We start from the raw sequence: 23,160 nt of genomic DNA, 5'->3' as shown, positions 1-23,160 counted from the left end.
ATTCAGTGAGTAAACATACCTTAGATTGCCAAATGTAATAAGGAATAACCATGTCATTCAAAGCTATTGTGTTAGAAAAAGATGAAAACCACGGTTTTACAAGTTCTATAAAAACCGTCCCCCAACAACAATTACTTGCTCAGCAAGGTGACACATTAATCGAAGTTCACTACTCAAGCATTAACTATAAAGATGCATTAGCACTCACTAACAAAAGTCCCGTTGTCCGGCAATGGCCAATGATACCGGGTATTGATGGCGTGGGTTGTGTTATTGAGTGTGCAAATGGTCACTATCAAAAAGGGGATATGGTCATCTTAAACGGTTGGGGATGTGGTGAAACCCACTGGGGATGTTTAGGACAATATGCCTACTTAAAATCAGAATGGTTAATTCCGTTACCACAAAATATCACGCCTTATCAATCAATGGTTTTGGGTACTGCCGGCTATACCGCCGCCTTATGTGTAAAACGACTGCTTGATTTCGGCATCAAACCGCAAAATGGCGCTATTCTTGTAACGGGTGCAAGTGGTGGCGTGGGTTCCGTTGCCGTTGCCCTGCTAAGCAAATTAGGTTATAGCGTAACAGCCTCGACCAGCAAAATGGATGATCAAGACTACCTACGCAAACTTGGTGCAACCAATATCATTGACAGCCAACCATTAAAACAAGCAGGCAAACCACTCCAAAAAGAGCAATGGGCAGCCGTTGTTGATGTCGTTGGATCACACACACTCGCAAATGCGTGTGCACAAACACAATATGGTGGCATAGTAGCTTGCTGTGGATTGGCACAAGGTATGGACTTACCTGCAACGGTTGCGCCGTTTATTTTGCGTGGCGTAACATTAGCCGGTGTTGATAGTGTGATGGCAACTTATCAAAATCGTTTAGCGGCATGGCAGTTATTATCCCAACAACTTGATGCATCAATGTTATCCCATATTGGCAAGACCATAACTTTAAACGACTGCAATGATATCGCCACTAAAATGATAGCAGGACAAATAAAAGGTCGTTATGTGGTTGATGTGAAAAAATAAAGTTAATCTTGATGCCTTAAAAGCATTCAAATTAAGATAATTAAGCCAATCAATACCGACAAAAAAAATGTTGACCTTAAATACATTATGTAAGTGTTGACTATGGCTTAATATGATATTTTTGTTTAATGTCGGCTAGCTCCTCATGCGTTGTGGCATTAAACGCTTCGACCATCCAGTCTGGCCAACCTTGACCTTCTATAATCTCTTTTTTAAATTGAAGCTCTTCATCAGTCTTATATTTGCCTTCATTTAAGTCGATTAACTCATCAAAACACATAAAATTATTGACCCAACCCCAGACCAGATAACTGCCTACACCAGCACGTAATGGGTCTAGCAGTATATGGTCGATTGTTTTATGGGTATGAGGTTTACACACCATTAAGATGGTGCTATTCAGTGAGTTTCGAGAAAAGTTATGCACCACTACCCCTTGTAAATACGCCCAGTCATACTCTTTAATTCGCTTTTTATTGGGGTGGAGAAGATAAATTGGGTTATAAAGAATTCTAAAACTAAAAAAGTAACTTTCGTTCACATAAACCTGACCCGTTTTGCGGTTAAAAATTATTGGGCTTCCACGACGTGTAAAAAGATTTTGGTATAAACCTGGCAAAATAATATTAAAAAAAGCAAATATCATAGCTAATAAACCAACAATATCTACCATAAAAAAATATATATCTTCTTTATCATGAAAATTTATAAGACTAAAACATAACTCGAACCCTATAAAAATTCCTGTTACTGCCATAACAAAAGCTATAAGAAAAAGAAATGAATAAAAAATCTGATCCTCTTCTATTTTACGAATAAAAGCACAATAATTATCATTGGCATAAAGTAGGCGATCATCCTCCCCCGTTATATATGTCGGGCCTTTATCTAAATCGCCAATACAACCGGGTATTTGTGGGCGGTATTTTGATGCCATGTTAATTCCTTATTATTTTTTCTTTATATCCAAGCTTATTATGATGCTTTAACATTATACTTTTGTTTGATATCAGCTAGCTCGTCATGCGTGGTGGCATTAAACGCTTCGACCATCCACTCTGGCCAACCTTGACCTTCTATAATCTCTTTTTTAAATTGGAGCTCTTCATCAGTCTTATATTTGCCTTCGTTTAAATCGATTAAATCATCAAAACACATAAAATTATTGACCCAACCCCAGACCAGATAACTGCCTACACCAGCGCGTAATGGGTCTAATAGTATATGGTCGATTGTTTTATGGGTATGAGGTTTACACACCATTAATATGGTGCTATTCAATGAGTTTCGAGAAAAGTTATGCACCACTACCCCTTGTAAATACGCCCAGTCATACTCTTTAATTCGCTTTTTATTGGGGTGGAGAAGATAAATTGGATTATAAAGAATTCTAAAACTAAAAAAGTAACTTTCGTTCACATAAACCTGACCCGTTTTGCGGTTAAAAATTATTGGGCTTCCACGACGTGTGAAAAGATTTTGATATAAACCTGGCAAAATAATATTAAAAAAAGCAAATATCATAGTCAATGAAAGAATTATAGTTACCAATGAAGCATATATATCTTCTCTATCATCAAAATTTATAGGTATAAAAAATAATTTGACTCCTGCAAAAATTCCAACAGCACTCATGAGCAGAGCTAAAAGAAAAAGAAATAAATAGAAATTTTGATCTGATTTTGTTTTACGAATGAAGGCACAAAAATTATCATTGGCATAAAGTAGGCGATCATCCTCCCCCGTTATATATGTCGGGCCTTTATCTAAATCGCCAATACAACCGGGTATTTGTGGGCGGTATTTTGATGCCATGTTAACTCCTTATTCCTTATTGTTTTTTTGATATCCAAGCTTATTATGACACATCAACATTATACTTTTGTTTGATTTTAGCTAGCTCGTCATGCGTAGTGGCATTAAACGCTTCGACCATCCATTCTGGCCAACCTTGACCTTCTATAATCTCTTTTTTAAATTGGAGCTCTTCATCTGTCTTATATTTGCCTTCGTTTAAGTCGATTAAATCATCAAAACATATAAAATTATTGACCCAACCCCAGACCAGATAACTGCCTACACCAGCGCGTAATGGGTCTAATAGTATATGGTCGATTGTTTTATGGGTATGAGGTTTACACACCATTAATATGGTGCTATTCAGTGAGTTTCGGGAAAAGTTATGCACCACTACCCCTTGTAAGTACGCCCAGTCATATTCTTTAATTCGCTTTTTATTGGGGTGAAGAAGATAAATTGGGTTATAAAGAATTCTAAAACTAAAAAAGTAACTTTCGTTCACATAAACCTGACCCGTTTTGCGGTTAAAAATTATTGGGCTTCCACGACGTGTAAAAAGATTTTGGTATAAACCTGGTAAAATAATATTAAAAAAAGCAAATATCATAGCTAATAAACCAACAATATCTACCATAAAAAAATATATATCTTCTTTATCATGAAAATTTATAAGACTAAAACATAACTCGAACCCTATAAAAATTCCTGGTACTGCCATAACAAAAGCTAAAAGAAAAAGAAATGAATAAAAAATCTGATCCTCTTCTATTTTACGAATAAAAGCACAATAATTATCATTGGCATAAAGTAGGCGATCATCCTCCCCCGTTATATATGTCGGGCCTTTATCTAAATCGCCAATACAACCGGGTATTTGTGGGCGGTATTTTGATGCCATGTTAATTCCTTATTCCTTATTATTTTTTCTTTATATCCAAGCTTATTATGACGCTTCAATATTATACTTTTGTTTGATATTGGCTAGCTCGTCATGCGTTGTGGCGTTAAACGCTTCGACCATCCAGTCTGGCCAACCTTGACCTTCTATAATCTCTTTTTTAAATTGAAGCTCTTCATCAGTCTTATATTTGCCTTCGTTTAAGTCGATTAAATCATCAAAACACATAAAGTTATTGACCCAACCCCAGACCAGATAACTGCCTACACCAACGCGTAATGGGTCTAACAGTATATGGTCGATTGTCTTATGGGTATGAGGTTTACACACCATTAAGATGACGCTATTGCGTGAATATCGGGAAAAGTTATGCACTACCACCCCTTGTAAATACGCCCAATCATACTCTTTAATACGTTTTTTACTCGGGTGTAAATAGGTAAGCGGATTTTTTAAAAATTTAAAATTATAAAAATAGCTTTCGTTGACATAAACTTTACCTGTTTTACGGTTAAAAATGATTGGAGCACCTCGGCAAGTAAATAAGTTTTGGTATAATTCAGGTAAAATCGCATAAAACCCTAAAAAACAACCTATCAAAGCGGATATACTTACAATTTCGATTTTCACATCATGTGAAGTATTATATACAAAGACTAAAAGTGATACTAAAACAGTTGCTGGAATCAAACAAATAAACGCTAATAAATAACCCAATGTATGACCAATTTGTTCTATTTTCGGTTTTCGAATGAAAACACAATAATTATCATTAGTATAAAGTAGTCGATTATCGGCACCCATTAAATATGTAGGACCTTTATTTAAATCGCCAATACAACCGGGTATTTGTGGGCGGTATTTTGATGTCATATTAACTCCTGATTCCTTATTATATAGCGTTATATCCAAGCTTATTATGACTCAACATTATACTTTTGTTTGATATTGGCTAGCTCGTCATGCGTGGTGGCGTTAAACGCTTCGACCATCCAGTCTGGCCAACCTTGACCTTCTATAATCTCTTTTTTGAATTGGAGTTCTTCATCAGTCTTATATTTGCCTTCGTTTAAGTCGATTAAATCGTTCGCACACATAAAATTATTAACCCAACCCCAGACAAAATAACTGCCTACACCAACCCGTAATGGGTCTAACAGTATATGATCGATTGTCTTATAGGTATTGGGTTTACACACCATTAAGATGACGCTATTGCGTGAATATCGGGAAAAGTTATGCACCACCACCCCTTGTAAATATGCCCAATCATACTCTTTAATACGCTTTTTATTCGGGTGTAAATAGGTAATCGGATTTTTTAAAAATTTAAAATTATAAAAATAGCTTTCGTTGACATAAACTTTACCTGTTTTACGGTTAAAAATGATTGGGGCACCTTGGCGAGTAAATAAGTTTTGGTATAATTCAGGTAAAATAACATAAATCCCCAAACAACAACATATAAAACATGATATACCTAAAATTTCAGTTTTCACATCATATGGTGAAGTATTGAATACAAAAACTAACAGTATCGATAAAATAGTTGCTGGAATCGAAAGAATAAATGCTAATAAATAACCCAATGTATGACCAATCTGTTCTATTTTCGGTTTTCGAATGAAAACACAATAATTATCATTAGCATAAAGCAGTCGATTATCGGCATCAGATATATATTTTGTGCCTTTATCTAAATCGCCAATACAACCGGGTATTTGTGGGCGGTATTTTGATGCCATGGTTTTACTCCTTATTCCTTATTGTATAACGTTATATCCAACTTATTATTATGACGCTTCAATATTATATTTTTGTTTGATTTTAGCTAGCTCGTCATGCGTGGTGGCATTAAACGCTTCGACCATCCAGTCTGGCCAACCTTGACCTTCTATAATCTCTTTTTTAAATTGGGTTTCTTGTTCCCATTTGTATTTACCGTCATTCAAACTAATTAAATCGTTCGCACACATAAAATTATTAACCCAACCCCAGACCATATAACTGCCTATTCCCGAGCGTAACGGATCTAACAATATATGGTCAATTGTCTTATAACTATTAGGTTTACACACCATCAAGACGGTAGAATTAAGTGAATATCGAGAAAAGTTATGCACCACTACCCCTTGTAAATATGCCCAATCATACTCTTTGATACGTTTTTTACTCGGGTGTAAATAGGTAAGCGGATTTTTTAAAAATTTAAAATTATAAAAATAGCTTTCGTTGACATAAACTTTACCTGTTTTACGGTTAAAAATAATTGGTGCCCCACGGCGTGTAAATAAGTTTTGATATAATTCAGGTAAAACAACATAAAACCCCAAACAACAACTTATCAAACATAATATACCTATACTTTCAATTTTCACATCATAATCATTTGAAGTATTAAATACAAAAACTACAAGTATCATTGAAATTGTTGCTGGTATTAAAAAAATAAATGATAAAGAAAAAGCGAATATATAAACTATTTGATCTGATTTCGGTTTCCGAATGAAAGCACAAAAATTATCATTGGCATAGAGCAGTCGATTATCTGGCCCCGTTATATATTTTGTGCCTTTATCTAAATCGCCAATACAACCGGGTATTTGTGGGCGGTATTTTGATGCCATTATATTCTCCTTGTTTTAATAATTGACTTACATTTTACCTTTTTTAGTGATGATTAGTGGTATTTCTTCACGATTATTGTATTGAATAATTATTTGGTACTTATTAATAAAATATCCGGGTTTACTTCCTGCTGACCATATATCAACGGTTAATCCATCCATATCTAGATCACTTGGTTTTTCGTAAATCATATAAGCTATATCATCTTTTGCGGGTTGGGTTAACACATTTTTAGTGCCGTCTGGTAAAGTTTTGATTAATACAAATTCAGATGGTTCACGGATATACATTGGATGTATTGAATACCTTCTCTGCGCATTTTCTAATGTAGGATTATCATATTGCTCAAAGAATTGTTTTTTATCCAATATTATTTTATAGCCATTTACACCTAATGGGTCATTTATATGATTTAATTTGATCCCTTTATCTGTGCTTGCTTGATATTTTACATCGATATAACTATCATCTTTGCCAAAATTTCTGATAAAAAACCTAATATAAACAGTTAGGTTTTCCTTTTCATTTAAGCTTGCAAATTTTGGAATATTCAAATAAAAATAGATATGCCTTTGATTTGGATTAGCTGAATTTAATGTCGGAATTTGTGGTGGTGTAATATTCAATTTTTTTACATGCAAAAAAGTTTGAATATTATAAGTCACAATTGCATAATCATTTAAAGCTAAACCAAACCCACTGTGGTCACTGTAATCTTCTTCTTGATATGCACTGTACCCCAAAAAATTAAGCTCTTCCTGTGTGCCAAAACAGCAGCGGTTTAGCCAGTGTTGAATAGGGGTTAAATTATCGTATTTTTTACTGAACATAATCGCAATTGCCCCTGCAATTACCAAAATGACACCAACAAGTATAATGATCCACGCTCCAGAAAATAGAAGAATAAAAGAGCCAATCCCAGAAATAATAGCACCACCAAAACGAAGAGCTGCATATTTTTTATTATCCATATTCATCATATCTAATGAACTGTATAACTCCCCAGCAGCCTCGATCATAGACATTACCCCAAATACTCTATTGATTATTTTAGATATCTTGCTATTTAGAATAATTTTAGCATCAAGTCGATTCACATTTTTACCTGCAATAAGCGCATCTTTCAGTTGCATATTTAATGTGATATTTTTATATTGGCTAGTTATATCAACAGCAAGAAGTCCTAAAGTTAACAATTGGATTGATAGCTGTTTTTTGGTTATTTCGTCACCATTACCTTCCTTAACTTTATTCCACTCTTTAAGGATATCGTTAATATTCATTAAATTAATACATCCTAATACCCCACCCACCGCAAGATTGACTTTAAAGGTAAATTTTCCTTTTTTTAATTCATTTTCAGCTTTTTCTAGATCAATTTTAATACTACTCTGATTTTTTTGATTCTCATTAAACACGACAACATCTTTCACTTTTCCTATTTTTTCATCAATTTTAGTTTTGGCTCGGTTGGTGTTTTTATCACTGGTTTCGTTCAATATTTGGGTCGTGGTTGTTTTGCCTCGATTAGCATGTTCTAAGCTGTCAAGACGTATTTTTTGCTGATATTTTAATTTGAAATAATCTTTATAGGCTTGCTCCATAAATTGTTTTAAATTATAAGGGCTTAATTTACCGTTAATACTGTTTATAAAGTTCACAAATAAAGTTTTAGTGTGTACGTCAGGAAAACATAACGTAAATTTAACCTTTTGCACTTTGCCCGATCCCGTTTTGACTGGCTTTTCATCAATATCAAAATTGTCGAGAAAGGCAAGTTCGTGTGGGTGATAAATGCCTCTATTAAAAAAAGACCGGTGCATTTGGGTGAATAAATTCTGAATTTTAGCAATATTTGCGGGTCTCACTTCCACATTAATTTCAACCGGCAAAGCCCCAAGTTTAGCTAGTTGATCAAACGCATTTAATCGCATCCACTCGGTTTTAATTGGAAAACGTAAGGTATCTTTTGCCAAAATTGCCTGCTTTTTTAGTGCTGTATTTGCTAGCGGTTTGCTTTCTAGTGTAACGGCTGTTTCAGCGGTTTGGGTAAGATTAGAAAGCTGTTGTTCAATGGCTTTAAGTTCTTTGTTAAGTTGCTGAATTTGGGTTTCATAGCTCCTCTTTAACTTTCTAAGCTGTTCACGTGCAGCGGGATCACTGGCTGGAATGTTTTGCTTTTGCTTTTCCAATTCGGCTATTTTTTGTTGGTTTTGTTCGATTTCAGCTTCTGCTCGTTGCTTGTTTTCAAGTAATACTTTTGTTTTATTTTCTAACTCATTATCATGTTTTTCTTCTGCATAACTATTAATAACCGAAAAAATTTTAGTCGCTTGTGATATCAGTTCAAGGGGTTTTAACAGACTATTATCAGTCAGATCAACATAAAGTTCTTTATCATGATCGATCCCTTTAGGGTTATCGTATTCACTGATGTAGTAAATGCTTTCAGGATTACTGAGTAGTTCGTCCCATAATGCGCTGTCTTCATCCAATTTTATTTCGGAATGGGTGGAATCGAGTAACATATTTGTCACTTGTGATAGATAGACTAGTTGCGTTTCTTGACTGCTAAAATCAAATTCACGTTGCCAAAAATGGTTGGTATTGACGCTAAGTGGTTTTGTTTCAGTAAAAGCTGAGGTAAAGCCATCTTTGCCAAATAACCAACGAGCATATGTAAAATAGTCTAATGACCACTCTTTATGGTAGTTCACTACTTCTTTATATGCTTTTTCTAATTCAATATCGAATTTTTTAATTTTACCTTGATCGATGAATTTATCAAAATCCTCAAGCTTTTCCCTTTTTTCTGCATATAAACGGCTTACACGAGTAAGCATTCTTGTCGATTCGGGAATGCCATTATAGCCATTATTACTATCCAGACCCGAATTTTTGAAATATTCAATCTCTTCTTTTACTTTTGCAATTCGTTGATCATAAACAGATATAATAGAAGATCGGTATTGTTCAATTAATTGCAATATTGTGCGTTTTTTGAACATAACCGGTTTATAATAGTTAAATTGTCGCTGTAACTTTGGATTAATGGTTTTGAACATGTTTTTCGCGCGTTGTGCATAAATTTTATTCAAATTATCAATGTCGTCAAAACCGTTTATTGTTTCTTCCGCTAAATTGATTTCATCGTCAGTCAGTGGCTGTTCATTAAATTGATGCAGATGTACAATGCGCTGTGTGTTAAGTTCTTCGGCAATGCCAAATGTGTCTTCTAATACTACTCCACAAGATATTGGTTTCGATCCTTTATATAACAGGCTAGCATGCGTTGCAAATTGTCGCTTTTGCTGTTTAAAACTGTTAAAGGAATGCGCCGATTCAAAGAAAGGTAATTCATTATCATCAAAACGAAACTCCAATACTTTGCTTGGGGTTTCGGTATTATTTACCTGACCAAAGATATCGGTAAACGGGACAGCCCGGTTACCGGTTGCTTCTGCCGGTGACTGAGCTAAATTAGTAATATCTATTTTGGTAAAACGGGATAACACTTGATTGTCTTGCTCTTCTAGATAATTTTCAACGGCTGTTGTACTCCAAGGTTGCGAACTGTATGCTACCCATGCTTGAGTATAGTCTTGTTGTAGATGAATAAATGCTGCCGGAATAGTGTGACAGTGGTTTTTACAGGCTTTTGATAATGGTCTTGGTTCGGTACAAGCGAGTTCGTGGTTGTTTTTTAACCTTAATGCCCCTTCAATACATTCATATGTATGGATTATTCGACTGTTTATATCTTCACCTTGTTGTTGCATTACATAGATGTAACCGTCTCGCAAAGTTCGTAAAATATAACCGTATTCGTTTAATTCTTCATCGGGCATTCGTGATTTAAAATTTAAATTTTTTGTATAATTTGCCAACTCTTGATAATCGGGATCCGCACCAACCGTTTTATGTGGTTTCATTTTTATCACCGCCTGACGCAATAAAAATACCGGAATTCCAGTACGACCACACGCCAGGCAATTACCACAGGCTTCGTTTTTATTTTCTATGACAATGTTTTCTGCTTTATTCATCGTATACTCTTTAATTCTTTCTTTTTCTTTATTCTGTTAATAAATGGATTTGACTTTCAAGGTTAATCTTGGCATCAATGACATGTTTAGAGAATGTACCGGGTGCCAGTTGTGCTTTAGGTATCTGTTCAAGTACTTGTGGATGTGTTGTAAATAGATGTTGATACCGTAATCCATTTAATCCCCAAAACAGGATATCAGCAGCATCGGTTAAGCCTAATTTGTCAGCTTGTTCAATTAATTGTGTTGCCTGTATAATTACCTGCTTTTCAAGTGGCACATTTTTTTGTTCCTCAAATCGTGTGCGGTTATTTGCCCATGCATTAACAAGCGTGCGAATGACCCTTAATTTTTTTAAACGCTCACAGTATTCAATACTCCACCCTTGTTCTATTGTTGATTCGTCTTTATTTATATAAGGAATAAATTCGCCATTGTGAATTGACGGATAATAATAGTTTTCAATTTGTGAAAATTGCGCTTTGAGCCATGCGTTGTCTTGGTCTGAACCAAATTCATGTAAAAATTGCATCCGGAAAGGTTCAAAAAAGGGATAATAATGTTGTCGCAATGTTTTCGCGATGTTATTTCCAATATTAATAATCTGTTTTGCCAATATTGACGGTTTAAGATCGGTGACAATAAATGCACAGATATACCGTTTTGACCAAAAACATTCAACCGAGGCTTGCATCGTGATTTTATCAATGATTGCTTGTTCTAAAAATTGATAAGGTTCAGCAAGCATAACTAATGTTGGGCATACGCTTGGATCATAATCTAAATCAGTGCGTAAAACCGTTGTAAGTTTTTTTTCGCCAAATGATTTATCTTCACCATATAAACTCTGTAATCCTCTACGTGATAATGGACTGACCGAATTAAGTGCGATTTTATTATCAACTAAAAGATAGCGATATTTGTTGAAACTGGCTCTTTTATTTAATTCTCTAAGCATATTTAATCCATTTCGGTACAGAGTTTAACATCTAACTCGCTTGATTTTAGTTGAATTTTTTTGTTTAGGGTCGCAGGTGACATTTTTTGCATTGCATTACATTTAAGATAAACATTATCTGGCGAGCCGAGTTCAATCCCTGCCTTGCTGATTTTGATGTACGAGCCGCCACAAACAAACGTCATGTCTTGCGCTGCGGTAAAGCCTACTTTGCTGTCGACACTGTTTATTTGTATATCTTGTTTTGCCGCCAAGGCTAGTTGGTCGGTTTGGGCTTGTACATCGATATCACCTTGATTAGCAAACACTTTCATCCCCGATTTTTGTGCCAGTAAGCTAATCGCTTCTGATGTGGATATGGTAATATTTTTTAACGCCGTGATATCCGTCTGGTTTGACGTTGTGACCGTTACACTGTTGGCACTGGTAAGCTGGATATTTTCAGGACTGGTTAACGCTATGCCTTGTTGGGCATAAGCAAGAATGCCAGGTTGTGATATATTGGTTACTGCACTTTGTAATTGTTGTTGTGAATCAACATCAGGCGCATGACTTTGCGCTTGTTCCGCCGCATTTTGGAGTGCCTTAGCTATCGATAACGCATTTTCCAGTTCGGCAATTGCCCCTTGCATATCCAGTTGTTTGCCTTGCGCTTTCGGCTCGGTCTGACTGGTCAAATACAATCCTCGATTCGCCGCAATCGCCCCCCATTCATCGGTACGCAGTTCAAACCCTTCACCCCGTTGCTCTTTGTTGTTGTTAACAAGATGCCCAATATTGAGTTGTGTTTTACCGTATTCGGTCGCCAGCTTGATATGCTCTTGCCCCCGTTTGTCATCCATACGTAACTTGTTATTGGTTGGGGTACGAATCACATTGCGATGTTTGTTTATTGTCGTCACATGGTCTGGGTGCGCACTGTCATGCAGGGCATGGGCGATATACGGGCGGTCGGGATTACCGTTAGTAAAGGCTATGGCAACTTCTGTGCCGTCAATCAGCGGAAAATGGAAGCCATATTGATTGCCGGCATAACTTCGGGCCAGTCTGACCCATAAACTTTCTTCGCCACTGCGCCACTGTGCTAAGTCGAAGTTAAACTTGACCCGATAACGACCGTGTATATCAATGTAACCATACGTATCATTGTCAGGACTGGTCACTCTGGCCGGTAGTGTCCCTTTTATTTCCGGAAAAGGTAACACTTGTGGGCGGTAAGGGATTAATACATTAAATGGTATTGCCGTAAATTCGATTTGATAAGGTTGACTGCGGTCTCCCCTGCCCCGTGTGGTTAAGATGATTACGCCGTCTTGAATGTTATCTAAAGGACTGTTTTCGATAAACACCTGTTGACCCGGTGCCAGCGTAAAATCATTACAATATCCATAAATAATCTGTTGGTGGCTGATTGCCTGCTGATGCCGAATTTTGGCATACCATTCTCCACTTTCTACAACATTTTCTTCTTTGTCTTGTCGTCGGTTTTTGTAATGTTCATCGTATCGGTAATCGTTACCATATGTCGTGGTTGAATTGACAGCCGTGTTGGCAGTCGATAGCATGTTATCTTTTGCCTGACGATAATTGTAATCGTTTACTGTGACGGTTTGTAATGTAGTGTGTGTGGTTTGCGATAATGCCCATATACTGTCACAACTGCGGTCTCCCATTCCGCTTGGGGTCTGGTATACTATGCTACCATGTTTGGTAAAGGCTTGTTGTTCATCCCCCAGTACAATCACCCCACAATGATGTTCAGCATGGGTTTCAAAACGTAGCCATATCCCGACATCTGCCAGTAAGCGCAAGATAAAGTTTAAATCACTTTCTTTCCACTGCGTTATCAGCTCTCTTATCGGGTAGGTTTGCATTAATTCTAAGCGGTAGTCTATGCCGGTAAAACCATGTTGGCGTAAGATTGATTCCACCACACTAACAACACTTTGATTTTGATATATGGCACAACCTATATTGTTGTTTAATAATGCTAATTTAGGTTGTAACACGATTTGATAGCGGGCTTCATCTTTACTGGTCGACAGTAAACTAAACTCGGTTACCACGCCATGAACGGTGCGGGTTGACGGTCGTTTATCCAGTGAACTTATTCCACCAACCAGTGCATTCATTGACGCCGGTAAAAACGAAAACGATGCCGGTTGTTTTAAGATTGCATCGGTTGACAGTGAGCGGTTAGCGGTCGTAAATATAATGGTATATTGCCACAGGTTATCGAGCTGTTCTTGAAGGTCGACCGAATAAATGGAAATATCATCTAATTCGCTGGATTTATCAAGTTTAAGAATATAACGATTTTGGGGGGTGTCACTACCTTTAAAGGCATTAAGACCGGCAGAAACTAGATTAAGCAAAGACTGATTTGAAATTGACATCCGAGTATTCCCTTACAAAGCATATCCCATACAAAATAATGTTTGTAAATATTTATTAAAGTTATTAAATGCAAAAAAGATTAATGAGTAATCAATAAGTTTATAAATTACCTTTTTTTTAGTGATAAATCAACCAATAAATTAATAATATAGATTAGTGGTTTCATTGATTGATTACTTAATTTTTCAATCAATTTGTACATTGTTATTGTAAATTTACATTAGACGTTAATGTGGTTACTTAGTTAATTTTACTTAATAGTCGTCATTTACAATTTAATTAGGTGAGATATTGGTATTTAATTAAACCTAATTTTTGGGGAAAACTGTGTTGTTAACATTGTGTATTATCGATGTAATTTGTGGTTTTATTGTCAATGGAAACATATTTGAATATTTTCATACATCGGTTTAGAGATTATGATTGATTATTTTTTGTTAATTCCTTATTGTATTGAATGCGTAAAACTTTAATGTTCAGTAATCTTTTTCAGACGCTATTTACCCACCATTAATTTTGCAATTATGTATAATTCATTTTTAAAGGGGATGTGATATGCCATACAAAACACGCAATGATTTACCTGAATCCGTACGTCATGTACTGCCAGAACATGCTCAAGATATATTTAAAGAGGCATTTAATAGTGCGATTAAGGAATACCAAGATCCGAAAAAACGCCGAGACAATAGTCCGCCTGAGCAAGTTGCCTTTCGTGTTGCTTGGTCGGCGGTAGAAAAAGTTTATCATAAAGGCGAAAACGGCAAATGGGTAGCTAAATAATATTATCAATATGATTTGAGTATTAGAACAATACTAAAGCCAACTATGATAGTTGGCTTATTCATATGTTTAATCTAGTGTGATATTTTGTCAAATCTGAAGCTCTTACTCAGTCAAATAGACTCTTTTATGGTTAATACCGATTTCTATTGTGATGATCAATATATAGTGTGAATTTCTTTTAGCGTTTTGGTTGATATCTGGCAACTATAATTAATTTATTTTCCTCATGTTTTATTTTCTCCTTTCTTGTATTTGCTGTTTTGCTAAACCTGCCATATTGCACTGATATTTTCCTTATCAATACGGAAAATGTTGGTTAGTAATTCTTTATTTTTCCTTTTATACTAAATTTGAATCGTCAATAAACATAGGTGCTTGATTATGAATAATAAAGGTTTACCAAAAGATTTTTTATGGGGAGGAGCCGTTGCTGCTCATCAATTAGAAGGGGCTTGGCAAGCGGGTGGAAAAGGAATAAGTGTTGCCGATGTCATGACCGTTGGTTCGCCAAAAAGTTATCGTAAAATTACCGAAGGAATTATTGAAGGTGAGTATTATCCTAATCATGAAGCCATCGACTTTTATCATCATTATAAAGACGACATTAAACTTTTTGCCGAAATGGGCTTTAAATGTTTTAGAACGTCGATTGCTTGGACACGGATCTTTCCTAAAGGTGATGAGCTTGCGCCAAATGAAGAAGGCTTGAAGTTTTATGATGATCTTTTCGATGAATGTTTAAAATATAATATTGAGCCAGTTGTCACCCTTTCACATTTTGAATTGCCTTATTATTTAGTCACCGAATATGGTGGATTTCGTAATCGAAAATTAATCGATTTTTTCGTTCGTTTTGCCGAAGTGTGTTTTGATCGTTATAAAGATAAAGTCAAATATTGGATGACGTTTAATGAAATTAATAATCAAGCCAACTTTGATGAGGATTTTGCGCCATTTACCAACTCAGGGATTTATTATCAAGCAGGCGATAATCGTGAAGAAATTATGTATCAAGCGGCTCATTATGAGTTAGTTGCCAGTGCTAAAGCCGTGCAAATTGGTCATGCGATCAATCCCGATTTTCAAATCGGTTGTATGATTGCTTTTGTACCTATCTACCCCGAAACCTGTAAGCCGAGTGATATATTAATGGCGCAAAAAGTCATGGAACGTAAATACTTTTTTGCCGATGTGCATGTCCATGGTCAATATCCAAATCATATTATCAAATATTGGCAGCATAAAGGCTTTAAGTTAGATGTAACCAGCCAAGACTTAGAGGTACTGGCAAACGGCACCGTCGATTATATTGGCTTTAGTTATTATATGTCCAATGCCATCAGACATAAAGCAGGCAACGATCGTTATGAATTTAATGAAAAAACCGATTTGATCGGTAATCAATACGTCAAAAAATCGGATTGGGGTTGGCAAATCGATCCTGAAGGATTGCGATACGCATTAAATTGGTTTACAGATATGTATCATTTGCCGTTATTTATCGTGGAAAATGGTTTTGGGGCTTATGACAAAGTCGAGGCTAATGGTGCAGTACATGATCATTATCGTATTGAATATTTGCGTGAACACATTAAGCAAATGAAGCTGGCTGTTTTGCAAGACGGTGTTGACTTAATGGGCTATACCCCTTGGGGCTGTATCGATTTAGTTTCGGCAGGCACGGGCGAAATGGAAAAACGTTATGGTTTTATTTATGTCGATAAGGACAACAAAGGGAATGGCACGTTAAAACGTAGTCGCAAAGATTCATTTGCATGGTACAAAAAAGTGATTGAGTCAAATGGTGAAGTTTTATAAAAATTCTGATTTATAACCCATTTTATGGATAACAACTTTTTAGGAGAAGCTATGAAAAAAGCGTTAATTATTTGTGCTGCGGGTATGTCTTCATCGTTAATGGCAAAAAAAGCAACCGAATATTTTACCAATAAAAATAAGGCGATTTCAGTTGATGCTGTTTCAGCAACCGAAGGCAGTAGTATGATTAAAAATAGTGATTTTTCCCTGTTTTTAATTAGTCCACAAACAATGATGATGTTAGATAAATTCAAAAAATTGGGCGATGAAGTCGGTAAGCCTGTTGTCAGTATTCCTTTTCAAGCTTATATCCCTACTCCTTCGGGTATTGAACAATTAGCGAAATTGATTGAGGAAAATATCCAATAGTTTTAGATCATTGCTGTTTTCAGTATTGGGCGCCGTTTTTGACCATTTTAGGGTCGGCGCCCGGCGATGTTGCTTAGAGTTTGCCTGATTAGCAAACTAAAGCAACCACACTATTCTTTATCTTTTTAGCTGTTATAGGTGTGGATGATAATGATTAAAAATAAACAACGCGATCTTATTAGCCTATTAGTCGGCTCAAAAAATCAGTTTAAAAGCAGTGCGTTGCTGGCAACTGAGTTATCATTATCCGATAGAACTGTTCGTACTTATCTTAACGATTTGAAAGCATTGATTGAATGTAATGGCGCCAAAATTGTCAGTAAACAAGGCTATGGTTATCAATTGCAAATCTTGGATAGAACGGTGTTTAATTCGTTTTTGATTGAACATCATTTATTAGATCGGCATGAAGAACAAGCCAATATACGAGAAGTCTGTCACCGCAAACACTACATTCTTAATCTGCTATTACTGGAATGTCAAAAAATCGATATTGAAGCATTATCCGAACAGTTATTTATTAGTTCATCACAACTCAATAAAGATATGCTGGAAATAAAAACTCAGCTTCACCCCTTCGAACTGACTTTAAAGAAAAATAAACAGCTGTTTTATGTGGACGGTGCAGAAAAAGCCAAACGTCATTTTATTATGAGCTATTTTTTTCATGAAGAATCCATCAACTTTTTGCAGCGTTTAACTTATTTAAATAAGTTTAGTGATGCAATCAGCTTTGACACGTTAACCATTATTATTTTAGATGAGTGTCGTGAAGCAAACATAAAATTGTCCGATGTGATGATGCAAAATATTGTGTTGCATCTTTCTTTAAGCATTAAACGTTTACAATCTGGTCTGACCATTCAAAATCTGGATATGCCAGAAACAACTAAAAGTTCATTGGAATTTCACGTTGCGAAAAAAATAATTCATCGCATTGAGACAGTAATTGGTTTTGCTTTTCCGAAAGAAGAACAGATGTATTTAACCTTGCATTTGATGAGTAAATCTAACTTTATCCAACAAGATTTAGATGCGCAACTGAGCTTAATGTTAACCGATTTATTACTTAAGATTCAGCTTGAAACAGGCTATCAATTTTTGAAAGATGAGCAATTAAAAAATGGCTTGGTTCAACATTTAAAACCGATGTTAGTAAGGTTAGCGCAAAATATCAAACTTGAAAATCCATTACTTAATGAGATCAAAACCTGCTCGCCCGAATTATTTGACTTAGTTAAGCACTATTTTAAACAACTCCCTAATCTAACTAAGTTAACTGTTTCTGATGATGAATGGGGTTATTTAGCCCTGCACTTTTTGGCTTCCGTTGAAAAACTGAAAAATGCGCAAAAAATGAGAGTATTAATTATCTGTGCAACCGGATTGGGTAGCGCTCAGCTTTTAAAAAATCGGGTCGAGTGTGAATTTGATGAGCGTATTAAAATTATTGATACCCGAGGCTATTATGAAATTGAACCCGACATGTTAAACGAAGTGGATTTTATTATCTCTTCAGTCGATCTTTCTGCCAAAGTCTTTAAAATTCCGGTTTTTCATGTTTCTGTTTTTTTTACTGAAGAAGATGTGCAAAAAATTCGGCGTTATCTTTCTTCACGTCATGTCATAACTTCATCCAATCTGAACTTGATGTCATCGGCTCATATCGTCAATGAAAAAAGTCATTTGTCCTATCTTGAGCAAGTCGTTGAAGAGGTGACTGCTGATTACTTTTATTTTTGCCAATGTCCATTAACGAAAGACGATATTTTAGATCTTTTATTGGAGCGTTTAGCGGTCAATGAAGCCTGTTGTTATAAATCAAAGATGATTAAGCAAATGGCTAAACGAATGACGTTGGGAGATATCTTTTTTAGTCCTAACATTGTGGTACCACATCCTGCTGTTCCTGTCGGAAGATTATCTAAAATGGGGATTGCGCTGATTCCTCATGGGGTCTATTGGGATAAAAACTACCCTGATATTCGCTTTATTTTTCTTATTTCACCGTCTGTTTATCAAAATCCTTCTTTAGCAATGATGACAAAAGCAATCGTCAATTTGATTGATGACTCAGCGATGCAACACCAGTTATTACAATGCCAAACTTTTTCCGAATTTAAATCACTGTTTATTAAACTTATAGAAAAGGGAGCGTAACAATGATTTCAAAAATGAGCTCAGAAGATATTCAACTAGTCGCTTTTAATATTATTTTGCATAGTGGCAATGCCAAAACCAAAATCCATGAAGCCTTTCAGGCAATGCGAACAGCCAAGTTTGACCAGGCTAATCAACTTCTTGAAGAGGCTAATCATGAAATTTTAGCAGCCCATCAATCTCAAACCGAATTACTGCAATCTTATGCCAATGGTATGCAAATCGAAATGGAAATTATTATGGTGCATGCTCAAGACCATTTAATGACAACCATGACAATGCGTGAAATTGCAATTGAGATGTCATTTTTATACCAAAGATGTGATCAGCTATCGGCTAACTAAAGAGGTTAAGCAATGATGATAAACGCCCAATTAGATAAGTCTAAAAAATTGAGTTTAACCAATCTTTATTTTAATCGTTTTTTAGCGATTCGCTACTCGACTGCTTTTTTGCTATTTTTGAATCTTTACTGGGCTGTTTTTTTGCTTGGCTCGAAGTCCTACACCGCTATTTTGCCTATTACGCTTTTTATTTTGGGTGGATTAACCGCTTTTGAACAAGTAAAGCTTTATCGCAATCATGATAACTTTCTACCTTTTGCTAAGTTATTATTTCAAATGATGCTTTTAATGTGTGGCGTATTAGTTATCACCCTTTATACATCTTTATTTCATATCTTTTTTCCATTTTTAAAAGATTCGCAATCTGTTTTAAATACGATCATGGGGCTACTAATTGTGAGCGGTATAATGGCTTTTTTAATGCTTAAAAGATTGGCAAAAATTCAACGTAACGAGGATAAACATTTTAAACGAATCCAAGCTTATGAAGAAATTATTAATTAGATGAGGAAAACAAAATGAATACCGGATTTGTGTTTTTACAAAAGTATTTAATGACACCAATGGCAAAAATATCACAATTTAAAATTGTGCGCGCGGTAATGGCTGCCGGTATGGCATCAGTACCTTTTTCAATTGTTGGCTCTATGTTTTTAGTTTTTAATACCTTGCCAATGACATTCACGGGTTTAGAAGGTTTTTTTGAAAATACGTTTTTTCGGGTCAGTGATCTGTACATGATTGCCAATACCGCTACAATCGGTATTTTAGCGCTCTATTTTAATTTTGTTGTGGGCTATGAATTAACCAAAATTGAAGCGGAAGAGACAGGCTTAAAAGTGAATGCCCTTAACGGTGCAATGTTATCGGCTTTTGCATTTTTTATGACTTTACCGGAATTAGTCATGCAAAATGGGGTGATTACATTATTCAGTGATCAAAGTAACCTTGTGTTTAATGGTCTACGTTTAACGCCTTTTGTGTTTCGCTTAGGCACATCGGGGATCTTTATTGCTATTGTCATGGCAATAGTCGCCACGCATCTTTATTTTTTATGTGTCAGACGAAATTGGGTTGTTAAAATGCCCGAAACCGTACCATTAGGTGTTTCACGCTCCTTTACGGCGTTGATTCCAACGTTTGTTATTGCTTTTTGTATCATTATTTTAAATGGCTTTTTAGTGTTTATGGGGACAGATATCTTTGATATTGTCAGTATTCCGTTTACGTTTGTGACTAACTTAACCAAAAGTTGGTTAGGGATTATGGTTATTCTTTTTTTAATCCATGCATTATGGGTTGTAGGTATTCACGGGGCAAGCATTATTGGGGCATTTATTACGCCAATTATGTTAGCCAATATGACCGAAAATACCGCAGGTGCACATATTCCATTCGCGGGTGAATTTAATAATTCATTAGTCATTTTAGGTGGCTCAGGTTCGACACTGTTAATGACGTTTTTTATTGCTTTTTTTGCTAAATCAAGCCAGTTAAAAATTTTAGGTCGTGCGTCCGCTGTTCCTGCCATATTTAATATTAATGAGCCGATTATTTTTGGTATGCCGATTGTTTATAATCCCTATTTAGCTTTACCTTTCTTTTTAGCACCAATGGCATGTGGAACATTAGGTTACTTTGCTATTAGTTCGGGTATTATGAATCCAATCATTGCTTTAGTTCCTTGGCCGTCACCAATGGGATTAGGCGCCTTTATCGGGACAGGTGGAGATTATAAGGCGGCCATTGTTGCGATACTGTCTGCTATTTTAGCGCTATTTATCTATCTTCCGTTTGTTAAACTTTATGACAATAAATTATTTAAAGAAGAGCAAGGCAAACCAGTTGATGATGTTCAAGAAGTTGTCGAAGCCGATTAAAAATAAACAAGTATAACCGTTTTATCAATTTATAAGTGTTAATTTAAGTCACGATTAATCATTCATTAATCGTGATTTTTTTTGATGAGGTTTTGCAAACTAAAAATTGTGTTGAATTATCAATACGTCCATTAACAATCACTGAACATAATTTACTCAATGCATGAATCTTCTATGCTATATTCATCTATTCCTCCACTTCAATTTTTGACTCGCTTTTCACATTAATAATAACGATGCCTAGCGACAAAAGTGGGGAAGTTATCATGTATTTAGCAGGAGGTGTTGTATGTCCTATTTGAAAAATCTGTTCATTAAGTATTGCTGTTTTGCTTTGTTTTTATTGGTATCTCAGCAAGTGCTTGCTGTTGAAACTCATCAACTAAAATTAGAAGCAGGTGCAGTTGCTTCACCGGATAATTATGGTGCTATGGCAGCGAAGGAAATACTTGAAAAAGGTGGAAATGCAGCCGATGCCGCCGTGGCTACTGCATTTACCCTTGCCGTGACCTATCCTGAGGCTGGCAATATTGGCGGTGGTGGATTTATGACACTTTGGATGGATGGAAAACCTTATTTTATCGATTATCGTGAAGTTGCCCCCCATAATGCCTATAAAACCATGTTTTTAGGTAGTAATAATGAAGTGATCTCTGGTTTAAGTCTTTATTCTCATCAAGCTTCTGGTGTACCGGGTACGGTTGCCGGTATGTGGGCTGTTCATCAACGCTTTGGTCAATTAACCTGGCAAGAAGTGATGGCGCCAGCAATCCGCCTTGCTAATGAGGGTTTTATTGTCCCACCGCAACTTATTGAACGTTATAAAGAAGCGGTTGTGACTGCGCCAAACAACGGTTATTTTAAGCAATATTTTGGTAATATGAAAACCAATAAACTATTTAAACAACCTGAATTAGGTAACGTCTTAAATAAAATAGCGCAGTTTGGTCGTGACGGATTTTATAAAGGGGAAACAGCCAAACTGATCGCCCAACAAATGAAAAACAATAATGGTTTTATTACTGAATGTGATTTAGCAAATTATCAGATTAAATGGCGTGATCCTTTGATTGCCAATTGGCATGATATGCAAATCGTAACCGCTCCCCCACCAAGTTCAGGTGGCATTGGGCTGGTTCAACTATTATTAATGAAGCAAGTATTAGCTGATATGTTTAAGGATATTAAGCCCAATTCTGCGCAATATATCCATTTATTAGCAGAAATTGAAAAACGTGTTTTTGCTGATCGCGCCGAATACATGGGCGATCCTGATTTTATCAGTGTCCCCGTTGCAAAACTTATCGATCAACAATATTTAGTTGAACGTGCCAAACAAGTTAATCCTATTACGATTTCGAAAACTGAGCAAGTGAAACCGGGTTTAGACTGGCAACATGAAAAGTTACAAACAACGCATTTTTCAATTGTTGATAAGTGGGGAAATGCAGTATCAAATACTTATACGTTAAATGGTTGGTTTGGTTCGGCTATTATTGTCAAGGGTACAGGTATTTTACTTAATAATGAAATGGATGATTTTAGTAGCAAGCCCGGTATTGCTAATCAATTCGGTGTGGTGGGAAATGATGCAAATGCCATCGAACCCAATAAACGTCCATTGTCATCCATGTCTCCAACCCTATTTATCAAAAATAATAATGTAGAAATGGTGATAGGTACCCCTGGTGGTTCGCGCATCTTCACATCTATTTTTCAAGTCGTGGCTAATGTTTATGATAATAAGATGTCATTAAAAGATGCAGTGGATGCGGTACGTTATCACCACCAATTATTGCCGAACAATGTGATTTTTGTTGAGCGGTTTCAAACAACTGTACCGAATTTGTTTAAAAAAGAGTTAGAAAACATGGGATATCGCTTCGTGCAACAAGATTTTAGCGGAGATATTCAAGTGATTAAAATTCATAATAATAAACCAGAAGCCGTGTCAGATATTCGTGGTAGAGGTCAAGCGATTATCGTCAATTAGAGGATAAATTTAAGATTACATTAATAATCAATGTCTT

Annotated in this window: 18 protein-coding genes; 9 read left to right on the top strand and 9 right to left on the bottom strand. The window is 35.8% G+C overall.

Annotation, left to right across the window (positions count from 1 at the left end):
• The first annotated feature begins 50 nt into the window (after positions 1–50).
• Positions 51–1,046 carry an MDR family oxidoreductase gene (locus ACGH46_RS02650; protein WP_411603985.1) on the top strand — a complete coding sequence of 332 codons (996 nt, stop codon included), beginning with the start codon at positions 51–53 and terminating at the stop codon, positions 1,044–1,046.
• Positions 1,047–1,146: 100 nt separating this feature from the next.
• Here the strand turns inward: ACGH46_RS02650 and ACGH46_RS02645 are convergent, their stop codons facing one another.
• The 9 genes from ACGH46_RS02645 to ACGH46_RS02605 are packed head-to-tail and all read right to left on the bottom strand — an operon-like array spanning position 1,147 to position 13,772.
• Positions 1,147–1,983, bottom strand: a complete 837-nt coding sequence (locus ACGH46_RS02645) for a DUF6708 domain-containing protein (protein WP_411603982.1) — start codon at positions 1,981–1,983, stop codon at positions 1,147–1,149.
• A gap of 38 nt (positions 1,984–2,021) precedes the next feature.
• Complete coding sequence (locus ACGH46_RS02640) at positions 2,022–2,861, bottom strand: DUF6708 domain-containing protein (RefSeq protein WP_411603979.1); 840 nt, start codon at positions 2,859–2,861, stop codon at positions 2,022–2,024.
• Between the two features lie 43 nt (positions 2,862–2,904).
• On the bottom strand, positions 2,905–3,744 hold the full coding sequence (locus tag ACGH46_RS02635; protein WP_411603976.1) for a DUF6708 domain-containing protein: 840 nt from the start codon (positions 3,742–3,744) through the stop codon (positions 2,905–2,907).
• A gap of 45 nt (positions 3,745–3,789) precedes the next feature.
• Complete coding sequence (locus ACGH46_RS02630) at positions 3,790–4,617, bottom strand: DUF6708 domain-containing protein (protein ID WP_411603973.1); 828 nt, start codon at positions 4,615–4,617, stop codon at positions 3,790–3,792.
• 44 nt (positions 4,618–4,661) lie between these two features.
• On the bottom strand, positions 4,662–5,489 hold the full coding sequence (locus ACGH46_RS02625; protein WP_411603970.1) for a DUF6708 domain-containing protein: 828 nt from the start codon (positions 5,487–5,489) through the stop codon (positions 4,662–4,664).
• A gap of 48 nt (positions 5,490–5,537) precedes the next feature.
• Positions 5,538–6,371: a DUF6708 domain-containing protein gene (locus tag ACGH46_RS02620; RefSeq protein ID WP_411603967.1), complete on the bottom strand. Its 834-nt coding sequence runs from the start codon at positions 6,369–6,371 to the stop codon at positions 5,538–5,540.
• Positions 6,372–6,398: 27 nt separating this feature from the next.
• Entirely contained in the window at positions 6,399–10,418 is a 4,020-nt protein-coding gene (locus tag ACGH46_RS02615) for a toxin VasX (protein ID WP_411603965.1), read from the bottom strand.
• Positions 10,419–10,446: 28 nt separating this feature from the next.
• The gene (locus ACGH46_RS02610; protein ID WP_411603964.1) at positions 10,447–11,376 is read right to left on the bottom strand and encodes a hypothetical protein; all 930 of its coding nucleotides are present in this window, start codon (positions 11,374–11,376) and stop codon (positions 10,447–10,449) included.
• A gap of 2 nt (positions 11,377–11,378) precedes the next feature.
• Positions 11,379–13,772, bottom strand: coding sequence for a type VI secretion system Vgr family protein (locus ACGH46_RS02605; RefSeq protein ID WP_411603963.1), 2,394 nt, complete (start codon positions 13,770–13,772; stop codon positions 11,379–11,381).
• A 556-nt stretch (positions 13,773–14,328) separates the two neighbouring features.
• Here ACGH46_RS02605 and ACGH46_RS02600 point away from each other — a divergent pair.
• From ACGH46_RS02600 to ggt, 8 genes are all read left to right on the top strand, one after another.
• Complete coding sequence (locus tag ACGH46_RS02600) at positions 14,329–14,556, top strand: ChaB family protein (protein ID WP_411603960.1); 228 nt, start codon at positions 14,329–14,331, stop codon at positions 14,554–14,556.
• Between the two features lie 384 nt (positions 14,557–14,940).
• Complete coding sequence (locus ACGH46_RS02595) at positions 14,941–16,377, top strand: 6-phospho-beta-glucosidase (RefSeq protein WP_267359201.1); 1,437 nt, start codon at positions 14,941–14,943, stop codon at positions 16,375–16,377.
• 51 nt (positions 16,378–16,428) lie between these two features.
• Complete coding sequence (locus tag ACGH46_RS02590; protein ID WP_411603958.1) at positions 16,429–16,746, top strand: PTS cellobiose transporter subunit IIB; 318 nt, start codon at positions 16,429–16,431, stop codon at positions 16,744–16,746.
• A 150-nt stretch (positions 16,747–16,896) separates the two neighbouring features.
• Complete coding sequence (locus ACGH46_RS02585; RefSeq protein ID WP_411603955.1) at positions 16,897–18,906, top strand: BglG family transcription antiterminator; 2,010 nt, start codon at positions 16,897–16,899, stop codon at positions 18,904–18,906.
• Positions 18,907–18,908: 2 nt separating this feature from the next.
• Complete coding sequence (locus ACGH46_RS02580; protein ID WP_411603952.1) at positions 18,909–19,250, top strand: PTS cellobiose transporter subunit IIA; 342 nt, start codon at positions 18,909–18,911, stop codon at positions 19,248–19,250.
• A gap of 12 nt (positions 19,251–19,262) precedes the next feature.
• Complete coding sequence (locus ACGH46_RS02575) at positions 19,263–19,754, top strand: hypothetical protein (RefSeq protein ID WP_411603949.1); 492 nt, start codon at positions 19,263–19,265, stop codon at positions 19,752–19,754.
• 14 nt (positions 19,755–19,768) lie between these two features.
• On the top strand, positions 19,769–21,130 hold the full coding sequence (gene celB, locus ACGH46_RS02570; protein ID WP_267351552.1) for a PTS cellobiose transporter subunit IIC: 1,362 nt from the start codon (positions 19,769–19,771) through the stop codon (positions 21,128–21,130).
• A 289-nt stretch (positions 21,131–21,419) separates the two neighbouring features.
• A complete protein-coding gene (ggt, locus tag ACGH46_RS02565) occupies positions 21,420–23,123 on the top strand; it encodes a gamma-glutamyltransferase (RefSeq protein WP_411603946.1) in 1,704 nt (567 codons plus the stop codon).
• Positions 23,124–23,160: the final 37 nt, after the last annotated feature.

The sequence above is a fragment of the Gilliamella sp. CG22 genome, from assembly GCF_046635725.1.
GTDB lineage: Bacteria > Pseudomonadota > Gammaproteobacteria > Enterobacterales > Orbaceae > Gilliamella > Gilliamella apicola_I.
Note: the sequence above shows the minus strand (reverse complement) of the source record. Positions and strands in the feature narration are given on the sequence as shown.